Origin of the sequence: Streptomyces flavidovirens DSM 40150 (assembly GCF_000429085.1) — a bacterium.
Lineage (GTDB): Bacteria > Actinomycetota > Actinomycetes > Streptomycetales > Streptomycetaceae > Streptomyces > Streptomyces flavidovirens.
Map to the genome: position 1 here is coordinate 170,933 of NZ_AUBE01000003.1, position 18,261 is coordinate 189,193.

18 protein-coding genes are annotated in these 18,261 nt (G+C 72.1%); 9 read left to right on the forward strand and 9 right to left on the reverse strand.

The window, feature by feature from the left end; genetic code table 11:
- Positions 1-77: 77 nt before the first annotated feature.
- Positions 78-1,403, reverse strand: a complete 1,326-nt coding sequence (locus tag G412_RS0106040; protein ID WP_037647878.1) for a hypothetical protein — start codon at positions 1,401-1,403, stop codon at positions 78-80.
- 142 nt (positions 1,404-1,545) lie between these two features.
- On the opposite strand from G412_RS0106040, the gene G412_RS0106045 reads away from it, so the two are divergent.
- Positions 1,546-2,562 carry a small ribosomal subunit Rsm22 family protein gene (locus tag G412_RS0106045; RefSeq protein WP_028811277.1) on the forward strand — a complete coding sequence of 339 codons (1,017 nt, stop codon included), beginning with the start codon at positions 1,546-1,548 and terminating at the stop codon, positions 2,560-2,562.
- Here G412_RS0106045 and ddaH read toward each other — a convergent pair.
- On the reverse strand, positions 2,559-3,386 hold the full coding sequence (gene ddaH, locus G412_RS0106050) for a dimethylargininase (RefSeq protein ID WP_244282866.1): 828 nt from the start codon (positions 3,384-3,386) through the stop codon (positions 2,559-2,561). The two genes, G412_RS0106045 and ddaH, sit on opposite strands and share 4 nt — an antisense overlap.
- A 192-nt stretch (positions 3,387-3,578) precedes the next feature.
- On the opposite strand from ddaH, the gene G412_RS0106055 reads away from it, so the two are divergent.
- Positions 3,579-4,220, forward strand: a complete 642-nt coding sequence (locus tag G412_RS0106055) for a TetR/AcrR family transcriptional regulator (RefSeq protein ID WP_028811279.1) — start codon at positions 3,579-3,581, stop codon at positions 4,218-4,220.
- 205 nt (positions 4,221-4,425) lie between these two features.
- Entirely contained in the window at positions 4,426-5,199 is a 774-nt protein-coding gene (locus tag G412_RS0106060) for a bifunctional DNA primase/polymerase (RefSeq protein WP_028811280.1), read from the forward strand.
- A gap of 58 nt (positions 5,200-5,257) precedes the next feature.
- On the opposite strand, the gene G412_RS0106065 is transcribed toward G412_RS0106060, so the two are convergent.
- The gene (locus G412_RS0106065) at positions 5,258-6,304 is read right to left on the reverse strand and encodes an SCO2278 family lipoprotein (RefSeq protein WP_028811281.1); all 1,047 of its coding nucleotides are present in this window, start codon (positions 6,302-6,304) and stop codon (positions 5,258-5,260) included.
- 139 nt (positions 6,305-6,443) lie between these two features.
- Here G412_RS0106065 and G412_RS33490 point away from each other — a divergent pair, with 139 nt between their 5' ends.
- The gene (locus tag G412_RS33490; RefSeq protein WP_051338167.1) at positions 6,444-7,124 is read left to right on the forward strand and encodes a PhzF family phenazine biosynthesis protein; all 681 of its coding nucleotides are present in this window, start codon (positions 6,444-6,446) and stop codon (positions 7,122-7,124) included.
- Here G412_RS33490 and G412_RS0106075 read toward each other — a convergent pair.
- Both G412_RS0106075 and map read right to left on the reverse strand, forming a co-directional pair.
- Entirely contained in the window at positions 7,114-7,803 is a 690-nt protein-coding gene (locus G412_RS0106075; RefSeq protein ID WP_028811282.1) for a biliverdin-producing heme oxygenase, read from the reverse strand. The genes G412_RS33490 and G412_RS0106075 overlap by 11 nt on opposite strands.
- A 149-nt stretch (positions 7,804-7,952) precedes the next feature.
- A complete protein-coding gene (map, locus tag G412_RS0106080) occupies positions 7,953-8,810 on the reverse strand; it encodes a type I methionyl aminopeptidase (protein WP_028811283.1) in 858 nt (285 codons plus the stop codon).
- 58 nt (positions 8,811-8,868) lie between these two features.
- On the opposite strand from map, the gene G412_RS0106085 reads away from it, so the two are divergent.
- Positions 8,869-9,105 carry a hypothetical protein gene (locus tag G412_RS0106085; protein WP_028811284.1) on the forward strand — a complete coding sequence of 79 codons (237 nt, stop codon included), beginning with the start codon at positions 8,869-8,871 and terminating at the stop codon, positions 9,103-9,105.
- A 379-nt stretch (positions 9,106-9,484) separates the two neighbouring features.
- Here the strand turns inward: G412_RS0106085 and G412_RS0106090 are convergent, their stop codons facing one another.
- Positions 9,485-10,087: a hypothetical protein gene (locus tag G412_RS0106090; protein ID WP_028811285.1), complete on the reverse strand. Its 603-nt coding sequence runs from the start codon at positions 10,085-10,087 to the stop codon at positions 9,485-9,487.
- 92 nt (positions 10,088-10,179) lie between these two features.
- Between G412_RS0106090 and npdG the strand changes: the two genes are divergently transcribed.
- Both npdG and G412_RS0106100 read left to right on the forward strand, forming a co-directional pair.
- Positions 10,180-10,914, forward strand: a complete 735-nt coding sequence (gene npdG, locus G412_RS0106095) for an NADPH-dependent F420 reductase (protein WP_028811286.1) — start codon at positions 10,180-10,182, stop codon at positions 10,912-10,914.
- A gap of 78 nt (positions 10,915-10,992) precedes the next feature.
- The gene (locus G412_RS0106100; RefSeq protein ID WP_028811287.1) at positions 10,993-11,178 is read left to right on the forward strand and encodes a hypothetical protein; all 186 of its coding nucleotides are present in this window, start codon (positions 10,993-10,995) and stop codon (positions 11,176-11,178) included.
- Here G412_RS0106100 and G412_RS0106105 read toward each other — a convergent pair.
- Entirely contained in the window at positions 11,168-11,962 is a 795-nt protein-coding gene (locus G412_RS0106105; protein WP_028811288.1) for a site-2 protease family protein, read from the reverse strand. The genes G412_RS0106100 and G412_RS0106105 overlap by 11 nt on opposite strands.
- Before the next feature lie 106 nt (positions 11,963-12,068).
- Here G412_RS0106105 and G412_RS0106110 point away from each other — a divergent pair, with 106 nt between their 5' ends.
- Together G412_RS0106110 and G412_RS0106115 are read left to right on the forward strand one after the other, a co-directional pair.
- The gene (locus tag G412_RS0106110) at positions 12,069-12,599 is read left to right on the forward strand and encodes a DUF6578 domain-containing protein (RefSeq protein ID WP_028811289.1); all 531 of its coding nucleotides are present in this window, start codon (positions 12,069-12,071) and stop codon (positions 12,597-12,599) included.
- 4 nt (positions 12,600-12,603) lie between these two features.
- The gene (locus G412_RS0106115; RefSeq protein ID WP_028811290.1) at positions 12,604-16,170 is read left to right on the forward strand and encodes an AfsR/SARP family transcriptional regulator; all 3,567 of its coding nucleotides are present in this window, start codon (positions 12,604-12,606) and stop codon (positions 16,168-16,170) included.
- Positions 16,171-16,238: 68 nt separating this feature from the next.
- On the opposite strand, the gene G412_RS0106120 is transcribed toward G412_RS0106115, so the two are convergent.
- Entirely contained in the window at positions 16,239-17,093 is an 855-nt protein-coding gene (locus G412_RS0106120; RefSeq protein WP_028811291.1) for an ABC transporter permease, read from the reverse strand.
- Complete coding sequence (locus tag G412_RS0106125; RefSeq protein ID WP_078606838.1) at positions 17,090-18,130, reverse strand: ATP-binding cassette domain-containing protein; 1,041 nt, start codon at positions 18,128-18,130, stop codon at positions 17,090-17,092. The genes G412_RS0106120 and G412_RS0106125 overlap by 4 nt, the downstream gene beginning before the upstream one ends.
- Between the last annotated feature and the right edge of the window lie 131 nt (positions 18,131-18,261).

Sequence of the window (18,261 nt, forward strand, 5' to 3'; positions counted from 1 at the left end):
GGCGACTGTGGGGTCCATGGTGGCTCGTCCGGCGGTGCGGAGTGCTGCCTGGACCGTACGACCGGCCGCTCGTCCTCTCACCTCCGGCGGGCGTAAGCGATCAGGTGGGGGCGGTCCTTGCGGTCGGTCCAGGGGAACAGGGCCGTGCCGGCCACCTCCACCGCCGGAACGTGCACGTTCGCCGGGAGTGCCGTGGGGCGTGACGTCGTGAGGTCGGCCTCCACGGGGGTGTGCGTCGCCGTTGTGCCGTACGCGATGCCTGTGTCCGTCGCCACCGTCAGAGACAGCGGCTTCGTGCCGTCCGCCTCCTCGAAGCAGTGCCCCGCCCCCGTCTCCAGGTCGAAGCCGAGGCTCCCGGCCACCACGTACCGCCCCTCCGGCGCGACCGCCGCCCGCGGGTACGTCCCCGGCTCTATGGCCGGCTTCCGGCACTCGGCGTCAGCCAGCGACTTCCCCGTCGTCGCGTCGTGCACCGCCCACACGTCGTAGTCGGCCGCGCCCTCGCTGCCCCGCTTCTTCTTCCACCGGGCGAGAATCCGGCCGTCCACCACCGACGTCGGCACCCCGGAGGCCGGCTCCGTCCCGGCCGGCGCGGTCTTCCGGCTGTGCCAGCCGCCCCGCACCCAGAACTCCCGGCGCCCGCTCACCAGCACCCCCTTCTCCGTCACCGCCCGCACCTGGGTCTCCACCCGGCACTCCCCGCACCCCTTCGGGTAGCGGAGGTCGGCCGGGGCGACGCGGGTCACCAGGCCTGTCGCCGGGTCGACGACCGCGCTGTCCGCGCCACCGTCGCTGACGAGGATGCCGGGGCCGGCCCCGTTCACGCTCGGCACGTCGGCCCAGGGCAGCTCGACCCGCTGCTGCGTGCCGCTCTCGACGTCGTACACGTCGAGCGCCACGATCATGTCGGCGGCCGACAGCGCGTCCTCGCCGACCCTCCCGTACGACCAGGTGACGAAGAATTCGCGGCCGTCCTTGGCCACGGCGAACAGCCGGGGAAAGTGCTCCGGGTCGGACAACGGCTGCCACGGGTCGCCCGCCCACCGCGTCTTCCCGCTCGTCGCGTCGACGGTCCGCAGACGGAAGCGGGTGGCGGACACCCGTTCCAGGTAGCCGACGCGCCCCGCGCTCGCGGCCACCGCGTAGTCCGGCGAGACACCGGTGACCTGCCAGCCCCGCTCATTGGTGTACGCCGAGGGAACGGCCAGCCGCGTCGCGGGCCCGGCCGCCGCGCTCTTCCTCGCGGGTGCGGAGGACCGGGGGGCCTTCCGTCCCCTGTCGGCATCGGCATCGGCGCCGGCGCCCGCGTCGTCGCCACCGCCGCCGCACGTGGCCAGCAGGAGCAGCAGCGCCAGAACGATCACACCGGCCACCAGAGCCACCCGTACGACCCGCTGTCCCATGGTCCCCCCGAGGGTCACGTCAAGGGCGTCAGCGTAGCAACTGCCGCTCGCGCCGGATCAGTTCGGCCACACCCCGCCACCGGCCGCTCCCGCCCGCCACCGGCGGCCTCCGGCGTGCCCCGGAAGTGCCTAAAATTTGAAGGTGAACTCCACCCTCCCCACCGCAGAAGCCCTGCGCAGCGCACTCGCCGGACTTCTCGACGGGCTGCCGCCCAAGCAGGCCGCGCAGGCCGTCGAGCGGCTGATCGCGAACTACCGGGGCACCACCCCCACCGGCGCCCCCGTGCTCCGCGACCGCTCCGACGTCGCCGCGTACGCCGCGTACCGGATGCCCGCGACCTTCGAGGCGGTACGTTCCGCGCTCGCCGCACTGCGTGACGCGGCCCCGGAGTGGATCCCGGCGACGCACACGGACATCGGCGGCGGGACCGGCGCCGCGACCTGGGCCGTGGCGGAGGCGTGGCAGGAGAAGGCGGCCAGTACGGTCGTCGACTGGGCCGAGCCCGCCCTCGCGCTCGGCAGGGAACTGGCCGAAGCCTCCGGTTTCCCCGCCCTGCGCGCCGCGACCTGGCAGCGCTCACGGATCGGATCGGCGCTCCGGATCGAGAGCACTGATCTCGTCACGATCTCGTACGTCCTGAAGGAACTCACCCCAGCCGACCGCGCCACCCTCGTCACCGAGGCCGCCCGCGCCGCCCGGGCCGTCGTGATCGTCGAACCCGGCACCCCCGACGGCTACCTCCGCGTCATCGAGGCCAGGCAGCAACTGATCGACGCCGGCCTGAGCGTCGCCGCCCCCTGCCCGCACAGCGGCGCCTGCCCCATCGAGCGCGGCACCGACTGGTGCCACTTCTCGGCCAGGGTGAGCCGCTCCTCCCTCCACCGCCAGGTCAAGGGCGGTTCGCTGCCGTACGAGGACGAGAAGTTCAGCTACGTCGCCGCCGTCCGTGGCGAAGTGGACGCGGACCCGGCCGCCAACCGCGTGATCCGCAGGCCGCAGATCCGCAAGGGCATGGTCCTGCTGGAACTGTGCGCGAAGCCGGAGGAACTCACCCGCGAAACGGTCACCAAGAAGCGCCACGGCGACCTCTACCGGGCGGCCCGCGACATCGACTGGGGCGACGCCTGGCCGCCGCCGCCCCCGTCGGACACGCCCTAGCCGCGAGGCTCGCCGCGCAGCTCCTGCGTGCAGCACTTCACGCTGCCGCCGCCCTTCAGAAGCTCCCCGAGGTCCATTCCCACCGGTTCGTACCCGCGCGCCCGCAGTGGTGCGAACAGCCCGAGCGCGGTCTGCGGCAGCAGCACGTGCCGCCCGTCGCTCACCGCGTTGAGCCCGAGCGCCGCCGCGTCCGCCTCCTCGGCGATGATCGCGTCGGGGAAGAGCCGGGCGAGGACGGCCCGGCTGCCGGGGGAGAAGGCGCCGGGGTAGTACATGACGTCGTCCGTACGGTCGTCGAGGACGGCCAGCGCCGTGTCCAGGTGGTAGTAGCGCGGGTCGACGAGGTCCAGGCCGATGACCGGGCGGCCGAAGAACTCCTGCGCCTCGTCGTGCGAAAGCGGGCTGGAGCGGAAGCCGCGCCCGGCGAGGATCCACGACGAGGTGACCGCGAAGTCGCCCTCGCCCTCGTTGATGTGCGCGGGCTCGCAGATCTCGGTGAAGCCGTGGGCGCGGAACCACTCCAGGTGCGCCTCGGCCTCCATGGCCCGTTCCGCGTACGCGAACCGGGCGCCGAGCACCCGCCCGTCGACGACGGTGGCGCCGTTCGCGGCGTACACCATGTCGGGCAGACCGGGTCTGGGGGTGAGGAGTTCGACGGTGTGGCCGAGGCTCCGGTAGCGGTCGCGCAGGTCTTCCCACTGGGTCAGGGCCAGCGGCAGGTCGACCGGCTTTCCGGGGTCCATCCAGGGGTTGATGGAGTACGTCACCCTGAAGTGCTCCGGGGGGCACATCAGGTAGCGGCGGGGCGAAGCGTCACGAGGCAATGAGGGCTCCTCACGAGCGGCATGAGGCCTGGGGCATGGGGCGCCTGCGGCCTGGGGGCACAGCGTGTGCGTGACAGCCATGGTCCGCCGAACAGGGCCGTCGCGCAGTGAACCGATCGGGTGGTTCCGTACTGGTCAGCTCGCGTCCACTCGACGAGACGTGCCGTCTCGCCGCACTGGTAGATTGGCCGCATGGCCGAGACCCGAAACCCCAAGCCCGCAGCCAGAACCCCCGACTCCACGCGCCGCAGCGAGCGCTCCCGCCGCGCCATCTACGAAGCGGCGCTCTCCCTCGTCGGCGAGGTGGGCTACACCAGGACGACGATCGAAGGCATCGCCGCCCGCGCCGGCGTGGGCAAGCAGACGATCTACCGCTGGTGGCCCTCGAAGGCCGCCGTCCTGCTCGAAGCCTTCATCGACCTCGGCGAACAGGCAGCGCAGGCGGCGGGCGCCGAGGACGGCGCGTACGAGATCCCGGACACCGGCGACCTGGCGGCCGACCTGAAGGCGGTCCTGCGCGCCACCGTCGACGAACTCCTCGACCCGAAGTACGAAGCCCCCTCCCGCGCCCTCACCGCCGCGGGCATCGTCGACCCCGCCTTGGGCGCCGAGTTCGTGGAGAAGCTGCTCGAACCATCACTCCAGCTTTACGTGAAGCGGCTGCGCGCGGCCCAGGAAGCGGGCGACGTACGCACCGGGATCGACCCGCGCATCGCGCTGGAGCTGCTCGTCGCCCCGCTCGCCCACCGCTGGCTGCTGCGCACCCTCCCGCTCACGCACGAGTACGCCGACGCCGTCGTCGACTACGCACTCGGCGGCCTCGCGCCGCGCTGAGGCCGGCGCGGGACCCCGCATGCCGCTGAGGTGAGTTCGCTCACGGAGTTCGCCGTACGTTCACCGCGAGGCCACTTATCGGGGCAAAGGCGCCAATCGCACCACCGCTGTGGTATCGGCCCGCGTACCCCGGATGGGGACTGCGGCCACCCGAGGCGCAGGATGGTGGCAGCATGGACAGCACAACGCTGAGGTGAGGGGTTGAATGGGCGCCGATTTCGGCCGCTATCGCGGCACAGAGAGCAGGCAGACAGTGGAAAGCAGACTGCCCCAGTGGCTGCGCCGCCGCCCGAAGGCCACCGACGCCGGCGACCTGGCCGAGAGCCGCGAGGCCCTGCTCCTGGCCGCCGCCGCCGCGGGCCTGCCGCTCGCCCCCGCCGCGCACCCCGCGGGATACCGATGTTCGTGCGAACGCGTCGGGTGTCCCACCCCCGCCCGGCATCCCGTCTCGTTCGCCTGGCAGACCCAGTCGACCACCGACGCCGCGCAGATCAAACGCTGGGCCGAGGGCCAGCCGCAGGCCAACTTCATCACCGCCACCGGCATGGTCCACGACGTACTCGACGTACCGCTCGAAGCGGGCCGCAGCGCGCTGGAGCGGCTGCTCGAAGCCGGGGTCGACGTCGGCCCGGTGGCCGAGTTCGGCGCCAGCAACGGCGACGACGCGCGCCTGCTCTTCTTCACCGCCACCCGCGGCACCCCGGACGACGAGGACGAGTGGTGGCCGTGCGAGCTGGACTGCCACCCCGAGACGATGGACGAGCATCCGGGGCTGCGCTGGCACTGCCGGGGCAGCTACGTCCTCGTACCGCCGGCGAAACTTCCCGGCGAGCACGGGGTGAGCTGGGTCCGTGGCCTCGAACACCCGCTGCCCGACCCGCTGACGCTCCTGGAGACGCTGACCGACGCGTGCGCGCGGTACGTCGGCGAGGACGACCCGGACGACCACCACGCGGTGGCCTGGCCGCTGGGCCGCTGAGCAGCCGGGGCAGCTCAGCCGCCGGAGCGGCTGAGACCGCCAGGGGCAGGGGAGCGGTTCACGACCCCTTGGCGGCCGTGAGCCCCTGAATCCGGGCCAGTACGGTCACCTGCGGCTTCCCCTTGCCCGCGCCGGCCCCACCGGACCCGCCCGCGGCCCCGCCCGCCGCGTCCTTCGGCGGCACCAGTACGACCTGGCTGGAGACCCGCTCCTTGGTGAGCTTGGTCTTCGCCGTGCCGGTCATCAGCGCCCGCACGTCGGCGTTGAGGTCCAGCCGGACCCCGTCGGCCACCGTCTGCTGCTCGAACTGGCGGGTGGCGAAGAACACCGTCGCCCCGCCGTCCTCCGTGACCAGCCCCAGCGGCGCGAACATCCCGGTGTCCAGCGCCTGGTCGAGGTACTGGACCGTGCGTCCGACCTGCCGCGCCGTCTTCTGGCGCATCTGGCGTACGGCGGAAGTGTGCGGCCCCGGCGCGAAGTTCTCGGGCTTGCCGTCCTGCATGTACGACGCGTACTGCACGCTCAGATCCTTCGGCGGCACCACGAGTCCGGGCGCGTCCGGCGCCACCGGCTCGGCCCAGCCGTCCTTGTCCTTCTTGAAGGCGGGCATCTCGTCCGGCGTCAGCACCGACAGGTGCGAGACCTCCCACAGCTGGTTGGCCCCGCCGCGTACGAACACCAGCAGCCAGCGCGTGTCGAGCCGCCCGCCGTCCTTGTCGCGGTTGCTGTCGGTGTCCGCGACGAACCACCGGGGCCAGCCGGCCTTCTTGGGGATGGAGTACTTCGCGTCGGTCAGCTCCAGCGGATCGTGGCGCGGATTCCCGTTCGGGCTCTGCGCCTGGCGCGCCTTGAGGCCGGCCTGATTGATCGCGCCGAGCGCACCGGTGACCCGGCCCGCGTCGAGGGCCGGATCGTACGCCTTGTCCGCCTTGTTGTACGCGGCCGTGAAGTCCTTCAGGGCCTGCGCGGCTTCGGACTCCGTCGCCGCCGGTACGACTTCCAGCTCTCCGTGCACCGTCACGCACCCGCTCGCCGTCAGCGACAGCGCCGTCGCGAGCGCCGTTCCCAGCCGCCTCAGCGTGCTCCGCCTGCCCAGCCTGCTCATGCGCTGCCTTCTGTGTCTTCGTGCCCACCGACTTCCGGAACCCTACCGGGGACGGGAAAGGCGCGGGCGTGGGGATCAGCTACAGCAGCCACACCGTGACCTGGACGACGGAGGCGCGGGCTGGTGCTTCAATGCCGGGGTGAACGAACTCGACGTACTCCGCGTCTTCTGCGGCCCCGACGGACGCCACGGCAACACCCTCGGCGTCGTACGCGACGGACGTGCGTACCCCGACGAGGCATCCCGGCAGGCCCTCGCCGCCGAACTCGGCTTCAGCGAGACCGTGTTCGTCGACGACCCCGAGCGAGGCCTCGTCGACATCTACACGCCCGGTCTGCGCCTCCCCTTCGCCGGACACCCCCTGGTCGGCACCGCCTGGCTGCTCGACCTGGAAGTGGTCAACCCACCGGCGGGGGAGGTGTGGGCGCGTGACGACGGCGAGTTCACGTGGATCACGGCGCGCGCCGAGTGGGCCCCGCCGCGCCGCCTCCAGCAGTACGCGTCGGCGGCCGCGGTCGACGCGCTGCCCGCGCCGCCGCCGGGCGAGGGCTGGCTGTACGCGTGGGCCTGGGAGGACGAGGCGGCGGGCAGGGTCCGCGCGCGGGCGTTCCCGCGCCGCGACGACGGGATCAGGGAGGACGAGGCGACCGGCGCCGCTGCGCTGCTGCTCACCGCCGAACTGGGCCGCGCCCTGAACATCACGCAGGGCCGCGGCTCCCAGATCCTGACGGCGCCGGGCCCCGATGCCACGATCGAAGTCGGCGGCCGCGTCCGCTTCGCGCCACACCCGCCGCACGCACCGCAGGGGTTCACGCGCTGAGCGGGAACTCTCCGCCCAGCTCACGGAAGACCGCCCCGTTGAAGTCGAAGGCGCGCTTGCACTCGTCGATGATGCGCTGCTTCTCCAGGTCGTCCGCGTTCACCTGGTCCAGCAGCTCCCGGTAACTCCGCTTGAAGGCGGCCGGGTTGGAGATGTCCTCGAAGACGTAGAAGCGCACCCCGTCGCCCTTGCGCTCGAAACCCCAGGTCCGTTCCGCCTTGTCGCGGATGATCTGGCCGCCGGACAGGTCGCCGAGGTAGCGCGTGTAATGGTGCGCCACGTACCCGGCCGGCCAGTCGCGGGCGCACTCGGCGACGCGGGCTGCATACGCCGCGGTGGCGGGCAGCGGCTCGGCCCCTTGGCGCCAGTCGGCGCCGCGCAGGTGCGCCAGGTCGCGTTCCAGCTCGGCGGTGCGCATCAGCTCGGGCTGGATGAACGGGCCGGCGACCGGGTCGTGCGCGAGCGAGTCGGCGCCGTCCTCCAGCGCCCGGTAGACGAACCAGAGCTGCTCGGTGTAGCGCGCGTACGCGTCGACGGAGAGCCTTCCGCCGAGCAGGTCGCTCATGAACGTGGAGGTCTCCGCCTCGGTGTGCTGTTCGTGCGAGGCGACGCGGATCAGCGTGGAGAAGGGGGTCGCGGCGTCGGTGGCACTGGCGGCTGCTGTGGCGGTGGCGTCCAAGGCGGACCTCCGGGGACCGAGGGGACGGGAAAGGAAGAGCCTGCGGTGGCAGCACGCGCAGCCGCCACCGCCGATCTTCCTGCTTAGGTATGCCTAAGTCAATGAGTTCCCGACGACCTGTCGGTAAAAACGCTACCGCGCTGATCCGTTCACGGCAGCGTGAGAATGTCCGCGCCGGTCTCCGTCACCACCAGCGTGTGCTCGAACTGCGCCGTCCGCTTCCGGTCCTTCGTCACGACCGTCCAGCCGTCTTCCCACATGTCGTACTCGTGCGTACCCAGCGTGAGCATCGGCTCGATGGTGAACGTCATGCCGGGCTGCATCACCGTCGTCGCGTGCGGGCTGTCGTAGTGCGGGATGATCAGCCCGGAGTGGAACGACGAGTTGATGCCGTGCCCGGTGAAGTCCCGCACCACGCCGTAACCGAAGCGCTTGGCGTACGACTCGATGACCCGCCCGATGACGTTGATCTGGCGCCCCGGCCTGACCGCCTTGATGGCGCGGGCCAGCGACTCGCGGGTGCGCTCGACGAGTAGCCGCGACTCCTCGTCGACGTCACCGCACAGGTACGTCGCGTTGTTGTCGCCGTGCACACCGTTGATGTACGCCGTGACGTCGAGGTTCACGATGTCGCCGTCCCGCAGCACCGTGGAGTCCGGGATTCCGTGACAGATGACCTCGTTGACCGAGCTGCACAGCGACTTCGGGTAACCGCGGTAGCCGAGGGTAGACGGGTAGGCACCATGATCGATCATGAAGTCGTGCGCGACGCGGTCCAGCTCGTCGGTGGTCACACCGGGCGCGATGTGCTTGGCGGCCTCCTCCATCGCCTGCGCGGCGATGCGGCCCGCGATGCGCATCCGCTCGATGGTGTCGGAATCCTGGATCTCCGGGCCGGTGTACGGCGTCGGCGCCGGCTTCCCGACGTACTCGGGACGCCGGATATTGCCGGGAACGGAACGGGTGGGAGAGAGCTCCCCTGGTACGAGCAGCGACTGGCCAGACATGCAAGCGAGTGTATCCAGCCGCCATCGGGCAGCATGGCGACAGAGGAAGGAGCCGACGATGGCCCTGTTCAAGAAGCGCACAGCCGGGAAGCCGGGCGAATGGTTCTACTGCCTGGAGCACAAGAAGGTCGAAGAGGGCCCGGAGTGCCCGGCGAAGGACCGTTTCGGCCCCTACGTGACGCGTCAGGAGGCGCAGCACGCGATGGAGACCGCGGCTGAGCGCAACCTCCAGTGGGAGACGGACCCGAAGTGGCACGACAAGGACACGACGCAGCCGGGCGAGGAAGGCACCTGAGAGACCTGCCCCGCCGCTCCTCAAACGCCGGAGGGGCTGAGGATTGCCGCTGCGCGGCATATCCACCCCGTCCGGCGTTTAAGGACACGCCCGGAGGGCGTCCGGGGGGCATCTGGGGGCGTGCCCCCAGTGCGAGAAGGGGCGGCTAGGGGAGCCCCACGCAGCGGACCCACCCCGGCCCCCGCCGCCTCGCACCAAACCTGCACCGGCGCCCGCTGCACCGCGCCGCACCCACCGCGCCCGCCGCCCCGCACCGCACCCGCACCCGCCGCCCCGCCCGGCGCCCGCACCGCACCCGCCGCCCCGCACCCGCGCCGCCGCCTACCACCGCCCCCTACCACCGCCGCCCCCAACCCACCACCGTCTCCCACGACCGCCCCTACCACCGCCCCGGCGGCGGGGCCGTGAGCTGGTCGGCGAGGCGGGAGAGGCGGTCTCGGAAGCGCCGCCGTCCTCTCGGCGCCGGCAGGCTGTTCTCCCCCGCCGCCGCACTGACCAGGTGCTGCACGGTATCCAGATCCACCTCCCCGTCCACCGGCACGGACAACGCCTCGTGCGCCAGCCCCCGGATCTCCCGGTCCCCTCCGTCCAGCGACAGCACCGTCGCCCCGGCCCGCCGCGCGTCGTGCACCCGCTCCAGCAGCCCCGCCTCCGGCTGCTCCGGCGCCACGACGAGCAGCGTCTCGCCCCGGCCCGCCGCCTCGATCCTCCCCAGGCCCACCGACAGGTGCGCCGGTTCCCCGGGCCGCACCCGGTGGCGTACGAGCGTGGGGTTCAGTTCCGGGAGCCCGGACCACGCCGCCTCGTCCACGAGATGCGCGGCCAGGTGCCACGGCTCGTACACCTCGGTCCCCACCAGCAGCAGCCCGCCGCCCTGCGGTACGACGGAGGACCGCAGCGCCCCGGCGAACCGCCGCGTGGCCGGCAACCACTCGGTCCCGTCGAGGACTTCGCGCAGCAGGGCGACACGTACGGCATCCATGCGCTCGCATCCTGCCGCACCTCGCCGCCGGCTGCCCGCGAATGCCTCCGCCTCACCCGTACGAGCGTGCTACCTGCAAGTAGGGTCGGCCCATGACTTCCACTGACAACAGCACCGGCAGCGCCCAGCAGCCGGCCGCCGAGCCGGCCAGGGCAGCCAAGGACCCCTGGGACCTCCCTGACGTGTCCGGCCTGGTCGTCGGCGTGCTCGGCGGGACCGGCGACCAGGGGCGCGGGCTCGCGTACCGCCTGGCCAGGGCCGGCCAGAAGGTGATCATCGGCTCGCGCGCCGCCGAGCGGGCGCGGAGCGCCGCCGGCGAACTCGGCCTCGGCGTCGAAGGCGCGGACAACGCGGAGTGCGCGCGCCGCAGCGACATCGTGATCGTCGCCGTGCCGTGGGACGGCCACGCCAAGACGCTCGAAGCGCTGCGCGAGGAGCTGAGCGGCAAGCTCGTCGTCGACTGCGTCAACCCTCTCGGCTTCGACAAGAAGGGTGCGTACGCCCTGAAGCCCGAGGAGGGCAGCGCCGCCGAGCAGGCCGCCGCCCTGCTGCCGGACTCGCGCGTGACCGCCGCCTTCCACCACCTGTCGGCCGTCCTCCTCCAGGACGAGGCGATCGAGGAGATCGACACCGATGTGATGGTGCTGGGCGAGGCCCGCGCCGACACCGACATCGTGCAGGCCCTGGCGGCCCGTATCCCCGGCATGCGCGGCGTCTTCGCCGGCCGGCTGCGCAACGCCCACCAGGTGGAGTCCCTGGTCGCCAACCTGATCTCGGTGAACCGCCGCTACAAGGCGCACGCGGGCCTGCGCGTGACCGACGTGTAGGAGCTACGTCCCGGAGCTGTCGGGGCATGGTGGACACTGGACTGGAAGCATTCCGCACCCGGACAGGAGCCGCCCCCCATGCCCCGCCTCGCTCTGTACGCCCTCCTCGTCTGCGTCCTCGCCGTGGCCGCGGCGGTGGTGTCCTTCGTCCAGGGCAGCTGGCTCGGGGTCGTCTGGATCCTGCTGGCCGCAGTCGCCTCCAACATGGCCTGGTACTACGTCCGCAAGGCGAAGGCCGGCCGCGGGACCCCCGTCACGGGCTGACCGGCGCCCCGGTCTCCGGCTCGCCCTCCCAGAACTGGTAGAACTCCCGGCCCGTCCGCCAGTCGTCGACCCCCAGCCCCCGCAGCACGGCGTCGACCGCGTCGAAGAAGAGCCCCCCGACCTCGGGGATCCACAGCACGGCGAAGACCAGCAGCAGCCCGAAGGGTGCGAGCGGCTCGACCTGGCGGCGGATCCGGTACGACAGCCAGGGCTCGATCACGCCGTATCCGTCCAGTCCCGGCACCGGCAGGAAGTTCAGGATCGCGGCCGTGACCTGGAGCAGTGCGAGGAACCCGAGCGCGTAACGGAACGGATCCGGGACGCCGTCCAGCGCGTCCAGCCAGAACGGCGCGGTGCACACGAGCGCGAACAGCACATTGGTCAGCGGCCCCGCCGCCGAGATGAGGCTGTGCTTCCAGCGGCCCTGGATGCGCCCCCGTTCGATGAAGACCGCGCCGCCCGGCAGGCCGATGCCGCCCATGATCACGAAGAGCACGGGCAGCACGATGCTGAGCAGCGCATGAGTGTATTTAAGAGGATTCAGGGTCAAATACCCCTTCGCGCCCACCGAGATGTCGCCGCTGTGAAGTGCGGTGCGGGCGTGCGCGTACTCGTGCAGACACAGCGAGACGATCCACGCGGACGTGACGAAGAGGAAGACGGCGAACCCCGTACTCGCCGAGAACTCGGTCCACACCGCCCAGCCGGAGACCGCCATGACGGAGACGATCCCGAGGAAGACGGGACTGATCCGCCGGTCGCGGCGGGTGAGGGCGGTGGTCATGGGCGGGTCTCCAAAGGTGGCGGCAGGCCGGACAGCAGGACTGCCTACCCAGCGGGACTACAAAAACGTCTCGCGCGGCAACGGTAGTTCCGGCGAAGCTGCATTCATGACGCTGTGGCGAATCATGTACGAAAGCTGGCAGATGGAGTGCTGCGGCGAGCCGTTCTCGGTCGGCGACGAAGTGCGCTGGCCGCTGGCGCTGCATGAACCGGACGAGGTCACGGCCCACGCGTCGTGGGAGGACACCTACAGCGAGCTGGAGCCGGCGGGCGACGGGCTGGTGAGCGGCCCCGGCGTCACCGCTCTCTACGCCGGGGAGCCGCTCAGCCGCCCGGTCGTCGGACTCCTCGCCGTCGAGACGCACGGACCGCAGCCGGACGACGTCCCCGAGACCGTCGGTACGGTCCGCTCCATCCAGGTCGTCACCGAGGGGTACGCCGAGACGCACGCGGGGTCGCGTTCGTACGAGCCGGTGGCGGGAGAACGGTGGCTGCGGATGACCGGAACCTGCCCGAAATGGTTCAGCGACGAGACGCTGCCGGACCGCGGGGGCCGGGGCTACCGGCGCGTCGAGACGGGGGCTCTGGTGGAGTTGGAGACGCCCGGCGGTCCGGTGTCCGCGCGTCCCGGACAATAGGCCCGTGCGCTACCGCATCCTCGGACCCACGCAAGCACTCCGCGACGACGGCACGCCGATCGCCGTCGGCGGGGCACGGCTGCGTGCCGTGCTGACGGTGCTGGCGCTGCGACCGGGGCGTACGGTCACGGTCGGCGCCCTCACCGACGAGGTGTGGAACGGCGAGCCGCCCGCCGACGCCACAGGCGCGCTCCAGGCCCTGGTCGGCCGCCTGCGCCGGGCCCTGGGCCACGCCGCGATCGCCTCCGCGGACGGCGGCTACCGGCTGTGCGCCGACCCGGACGACGTGGACCTGTACCGCTTCGAGCGACTGGCGGGGGAGGGCGCGCGGGCCCTGAACGACGGCGATCCGGGCAAGTCGGCGGAACTGCTGGAGGAGGCGCTGGGCCTGTGGCACGGGCCGGTCCTGGCCGGCCTCCCGGACCGTACGGCTCAAGCGGCCCGCTGGGAGACCCGCCGCCTCGCTGCCCGCCACACCCGCCTGGCCGCCCTCCTGGCCCTGGGCCGGGCGGAGGAGACCCTGCCGGAGCTCGCCGCCCTCTGCGGCGACCACCCGCTCGACGAACACCTCCAGTCGCTGCGCCTGCGCGCCCTGCGCGACACGGGCCGTACGGCGCAGGCGTTGGCGGCGTACGAAGAAATCCGCCGCGACCTGGCGTCCCGCCTGGGCACGGACCCGTCCCCCCAACTCCGCGCCCTCCACACCGAACTGATCACCCTGCCCAACACCTCCGCTCCCGCCCCATGGCACACCCCCACCCCGGCCTCACCTGCGACGCTGCCGGGTGGGGACGTGCCGGGGCGCTCCCCGCAGGGCGTTGAACGCAACCCCCGCGAACGAACCAATGCAGTACCCGAACGTTCGACGCCCGAGGAGACGCCCCGGCGCGGCACCGCCCCCAACGCCCCCGCACCCGCACCCCCGGCTTCACCTGCGACGCTGCCGGGTGGGGACGTGTCGGGGCGAACCACCGCCCCCAACGCCCCCGCAACCGCACCCCCGGCGCCCGAAAAGCCCCTGCCGCACGGAAACCTGCGGGCCCGCTTGACCTCCTTCGTCGGGCGTGAGGCCGACATCGCCGCCATCACCGCCGACCTCGGGCGGTCCCGTCTAGTCACCCTGCTCGGCCCGGGCGGCTCCGGGAAGACGCGGCTGTCGCAGGAGGCCGCCGAGGCGGCCAACGGCGCCTGGCAGGAGGGCGTCTGGCTCGCCGAGCTCGCCCCCGTCGACGACCCCGACACCGTTCCCGAAGCCGTACTCGTCGCGCTGGGTGCCCGCGAGACCGTGCTGCGCGGCGCCGGCGCCGAGGAACTGCGCGCCGCGGACCGGCACGGCGACGACCCGCTCCTGCGCCTCGTCGAGCACTGCGCCCGCCGCCGGATGCTGATCCTGCTGGACAACTGCGAGCACGTCATCGACGCCGCCGCCCGCCTCACCGAGGAACTCCTGGCCCGCTGCCCCGGCGTGACCGTACTCGCCACCAGCCGCGAACCGCTCGGCGTCCCCGGCGAGACCGTCCGCCCCGTGGAACCGCTGCCCGCCCCCATGGCGCTGCGCCTCCTGGCCGAACGCGGCGCCGCCGCGAAACCCGGCTTCCGTATCGACGACGACCCGGCCGCCGCCGCCGAGATCTGCCGGCGCCTCGACGGCCTGCCCCTCGCCATCGAACTGGCCGCCGCCCGGCTCCGGATGCTCACCCCGCGCCAGATCGCGGACCGCCTCGACGACCGGTTCCGGCTCCTGACCGGCGGCAGCCGCACCGTACTGCCGAGACAGCAGACGCTGCGCGCGGTCGTCGACTGGTCGTGGGACCTGCTGGACGAGGCGGAGCGGGCGGCCCTGCGCGCCCTGTCCGTCTTCGCGGGCGGCTGCGACCTGGCCGCCGCGGAAGCGGTGTGCGGCCCCGACGCACTGGACCTGCTCGGCTCGCTCATCGACAAGTCACTGGTAGTGGCGGCCCCTTCGGGCAACAAAACGGCCCCTTCGGGCAACGGAACGGCCCCTTCGGGCAACCGCACCATGCGCTACCGCCTCCTGGAGACCGTCGCGGAGTACGCCGCCGAACGCCTCGACGAGGCAGGCGACCGCCCCACCGCCGAGCGCCGCCACCTCGTCCACTTCCGCGAGCTCGTCCGCCGCGCCGAACCCCTGCTGCGCGGCCGCGAACAGCTCGCCTGCTTCAGCCTCCTGGAGGCCGAGTACGAGAACCTGCGCACCGCCCTGCGCCGCGCCGTCGCCGCCCGCGACGAGCACGAGGCACTCTGCCTCGTCCACTCGCTCGCCTGGTACTGGACGATCCGGGGCCTGCGCGGCGACGCCCGCCACTGGTCCCGAGCCGCCGCCGAACTCGGCCCCGACCCCTTCGCCGAGCCGGCCCCACCCGCTCCCGCCCTGCACGAGCGGTGTACGGACACTCCGCCGCCCATGGCGCCGGAACTGCTGCTGGAGGCCAGGCGAGGGGCGTGGCTCATCCACCTGGCGAGCATGAACCACGAGCTCGACGTGTGGACCGGCGACGAGGCGACGGCATGGCTGCGCCGCATAGTCGACGTCTACCGGCCCGGCCTGCCGCAGACCTGCCGCATGCCGGGCAACCTCTGGGTCTACGCGGTCATGCTCACCGGCAGCTCCGGGCAGCTGCAGGAGGTCGTCAACCGAACCGTCGACGCCTGCCGGGAGTACGGCTACACCTGGGAGCTCGCCATGGCCCTCCAGGTGCGGGCCAACATCCTCGCCAACCGGAGCGACTGGGGCGGCGATGCCGGCCGCGACGCCGACGAGAGCCTGGAGATCTTCACCCGGCTCGGTGACGCCTGGGGCAGGGCCGAGGCCCTGGCCGCCCGCGCCGAGGCGCGCGAGCGCACAGGTCAATTCGCGCTGGCCGCCGAGGACTTCCGCGCTGCGATCGGCCAAGCGGACCTGCTCGGCGCCCAGACCCAGGTGGCGTTGCTGCGGGCACGGCTCGCCGGCGTACTGCTGGAGACCGGGGACGGTGAGGAGGCCGAGGCGATGCTGCGCGCGATCCTGGCCGAGGTCGAACAGCACGGTCACGAGTCGGAGCCCGCAGCCCGCATGTTCCTGTCGATGCGGCTCGGCCGCACAGGGCGTACGGACGAGGGGCGAGAGCAACTGGAGCTGATGCGCGAGTCCTTCAACCGCTCCAACCTCGCGCTTTTCGCAGGCTTCGTGCTCGGCCTCCTCGCCTGGATGGACAACCTGGACGGCCGGTACGAGGAGGCCCTCGGGCACGCCCGCGAGGCGTTGGAGAGTTCACGCGAGCCGCTGTCCCGCATCGTCGCCCCGCAGATGCCCGCGATCCACCTGATGACGGTGGCCGGTGCCCTGGCAGGGCTGGGCGGCCCCGGCCGTGCCCGCGACGCGGCGCGGCTGCTCGGCGCGTACGAGGCGCTGCTCCCGTCCGGCCACTTTTTGGCGACCCAGGAGCGCGAGGCGAGTGCGGCCGCCGAGGTGGCGGCCCGCGCCGCGCTGGGCGACGCCGCGTACGAGACGGCGTACGCCGAGGGCGGCGGCCTCACCCTGGATGAGGCCGCCGCCCTCGCCCGCCGATGACGAGCCCGGCGCACCTGAGAAACGCCAGCAAGCACTGACAACGTAACCCAACCTAACCTAACGTAACGTCAGGTTTTCTTACGGAACTTCGAGATCGCCAACGGCGCCGTCACCAGCGTGATGGCCGCCGCCCACGCCAGCACCATCCACACATCGCGCGCGACGGGCCCGCCGATGAACAGTCCGCGCGCCGCGTCGGCGAGGCTCGACAGGGGGTTGTAGTCGGTGAAGGTCCGCAGCCAGCCCGGCATCGTCGAGGGCGGGGTGAAGATCGAGGACCCGAACTGCAACGGCATCAGCACGAGCATCGCCATCCCCTGCACGGCCTGCGCCGTCTTCACCGACAGCCCGATCAGGATGAAGATCCACATCAGCGATGCGCCGAAGAGCAGCGAGAGCCCGACGGCCCCCAGCACGTGCAGCGGCGACGTGTCGACCGACATCCCCAGGACGAAGCCCACCGCCAGCAGGATCGCGAAGGCGACCATCATCCGGCCGACCTCGACGACGATCTTCGCTATGAGGACGGAGGACCGGGCGATCGGCATCGTACGGAACCGGTCCATGACCCCCTTCTGGAAGTCCTCGTTGATGCCGGTGCCGACGGCCATGGAGACGTTCAGTCCCATCATCGCCATCAGACCGGGGACCAGATAGCTGACGTACTCGTCCTGCTTGCCGTTGCCCGCGACCGCGCCGCCGAAGACGAAGACGAAGAGCAGGGTGAAGACGATCGGCATCAGCAGGACGTCGAACATCGACTGCGGATCCTGCTTGATCTGGAGGGTGTTGCGGCGGGCGAGCGCGCCGATGTGCCGCAGATTGGCCCGCAGCCCGATCCGGCCCTCGCCGCCGTGGGCCTTCACGGGCGCCGGCGCCGGTGTCTGTCCCGTGGCCGCCGGTGTCACTGTCGCCGCGCTCATGCCGCGACCTCCTCGCGCTGGTGGTCCGCTGCCGACTCGACGGTCCCGGCCGCCGCGTCGCTCGTCTTCTCGCCCGTGATGGCCAGGAACACCTCGTCCAGGCTGGGCAGATGGGTCCCTATGTGCGCGATGCCGAAGCCGCGCGCACCCAACAGTCCGACCACAGCGGTCAGTTGCTCGTCGCTCAGGATCGGTACGTACAACAGCCCTTCGCCGGCGTCGACCTTCGAGCCGGCGATGCCGTCGAGGCCCGCCTCGCGCAGCGCCCGCGCCATGGCGGGCAGCAACGCCGGGTCGGTCGGACGGACCTCCAGGGTGCGGCCGCCGACCTTCGCCTTGAGCTCGTCGACCTTGCCGCCCGCGATGACCCGGCCGCGGTCGATGACCGTCAGTTCGCTCGCTAGCTGCTCGGCCTCCTCCATGTACTGGGTGGTGAGCAGGACGGTGACCCCCTCGCCCACCATCCGCTTCACCTCGTCCCACACTTCATTGCGGGTACGGGGATCGAGACCGGTCGTCGGCTCGTCCAGGTAGAGCACGGCGGGCTGCCCGATCATCGACGCCGCCAGGTCCAGGCGCCGCCGCATGCCGCCGGAGTACTGCATCACGGGCTTCTTCGCGGCCTCGGTGAGCGAGAACCGCTCCAGCAGCTCGTCGGCCCGCCGCCGCGCGTCCTTGCGGGACAGATCGAGCAGCCGCCCGATCATGTAGAGGTTCTCCCAGCCGGCGAGCTTCTCGTCGACCGAGGCGTACTGCCCGGTCAGGCCTATGGTGCGGCGCAACTGCCGGGGCTGCTTCACCACGTCGTACCCGGCCACCACGGCCGTGCCGGCATCCGGCTGGACCAGGGTGGACAGGCAGCGCACGAGAGTGGTCTTGCCGGCGCCGTTGGGCCCGAGGACACCGAGCACGGTGCCTTCCCGTACGTCCAGGTCCACGCCGTCCAGTGCCTTGGTCTCGCCGTAGTGCTTGACCAGTCCCCTTACCTCGACGGCGTTGGCCGCGCCGCCTGTGGGGTTCTTGTCGAATCGCGTCATGCCGACCATGAGAGCAGCCGCCACTGACAACGCACCGACAGAACGCCGACAGAACGCCGACAGCCCGCCGATGGGGGATGTCGGCGGGCTGTCTGTGGTGCGGCAGTGGCTTCGTTCCGGACTGGCAGTGG

What these genes read in the sequence shown, in the direction of transcription:
- G412_RS0106090 (WP_028811285.1), bottom strand. Translation starts at nt 10,087, where the DNA reads ATGGATGCCGTACGTGTCGCCCTGCTGCGCGAAGTCCTCGACGGGACC.
- map (WP_028811283.1), bottom strand. Translation starts at nt 8,810, where the DNA reads ATGTCTGGCCAGTCGCTGCTCGTACCAGGGGAGCTCTCTCCCACCCGT.
- G412_RS0106110 (WP_028811289.1), top strand. Translation starts at nt 12,069, where the DNA reads ATGACGCTGTGGCGAATCATGTACGAAAGCTGGCAGATGGAGTGCTGC.
- G412_RS0106040 (WP_037647878.1), bottom strand. Translation starts at nt 1,403, where the DNA reads ATGGGACAGCGGGTCGTACGGGTGGCTCTGGTGGCCGGTGTGATCGTT.
- G412_RS0106100 (WP_028811287.1), top strand. Translation starts at nt 10,993, where the DNA reads ATGCCCCGCCTCGCTCTGTACGCCCTCCTCGTCTGCGTCCTCGCCGTG.
- G412_RS0106120 (WP_028811291.1), bottom strand. Translation starts at nt 17,093, where the DNA reads ATGAGCGCGGCGACAGTGACACCGGCGGCCACGGGACAGACACCGGCG.
- npdG (WP_028811286.1), top strand. Translation starts at nt 10,180, where the DNA reads ATGACTTCCACTGACAACAGCACCGGCAGCGCCCAGCAGCCGGCCGCC.
- G412_RS0106055 (WP_028811279.1), top strand. Translation starts at nt 3,579, where the DNA reads ATGGCCGAGACCCGAAACCCCAAGCCCGCAGCCAGAACCCCCGACTCC.
- G412_RS0106065 (WP_028811281.1), bottom strand. Translation starts at nt 6,304, where the DNA reads ATGAGCAGGCTGGGCAGGCGGAGCACGCTGAGGCGGCTGGGAACGGCG.
- G412_RS0106085 (WP_028811284.1), top strand. Translation starts at nt 8,869, where the DNA reads ATGGCCCTGTTCAAGAAGCGCACAGCCGGGAAGCCGGGCGAATGGTTC.
- G412_RS0106060 (WP_028811280.1), top strand. Translation starts at nt 4,426, where the DNA reads ATGGGCGCCGATTTCGGCCGCTATCGCGGCACAGAGAGCAGGCAGACA.
- G412_RS0106105 (WP_028811288.1), bottom strand. Translation starts at nt 11,962, where the DNA reads ATGACCACCGCCCTCACCCGCCGCGACCGGCGGATCAGTCCCGTCTTC.
- G412_RS0106125 (WP_078606838.1), bottom strand. Translation starts at nt 18,130, where the DNA reads ATGACGCGATTCGACAAGAACCCCACAGGCGGCGCGGCCAACGCCGTC.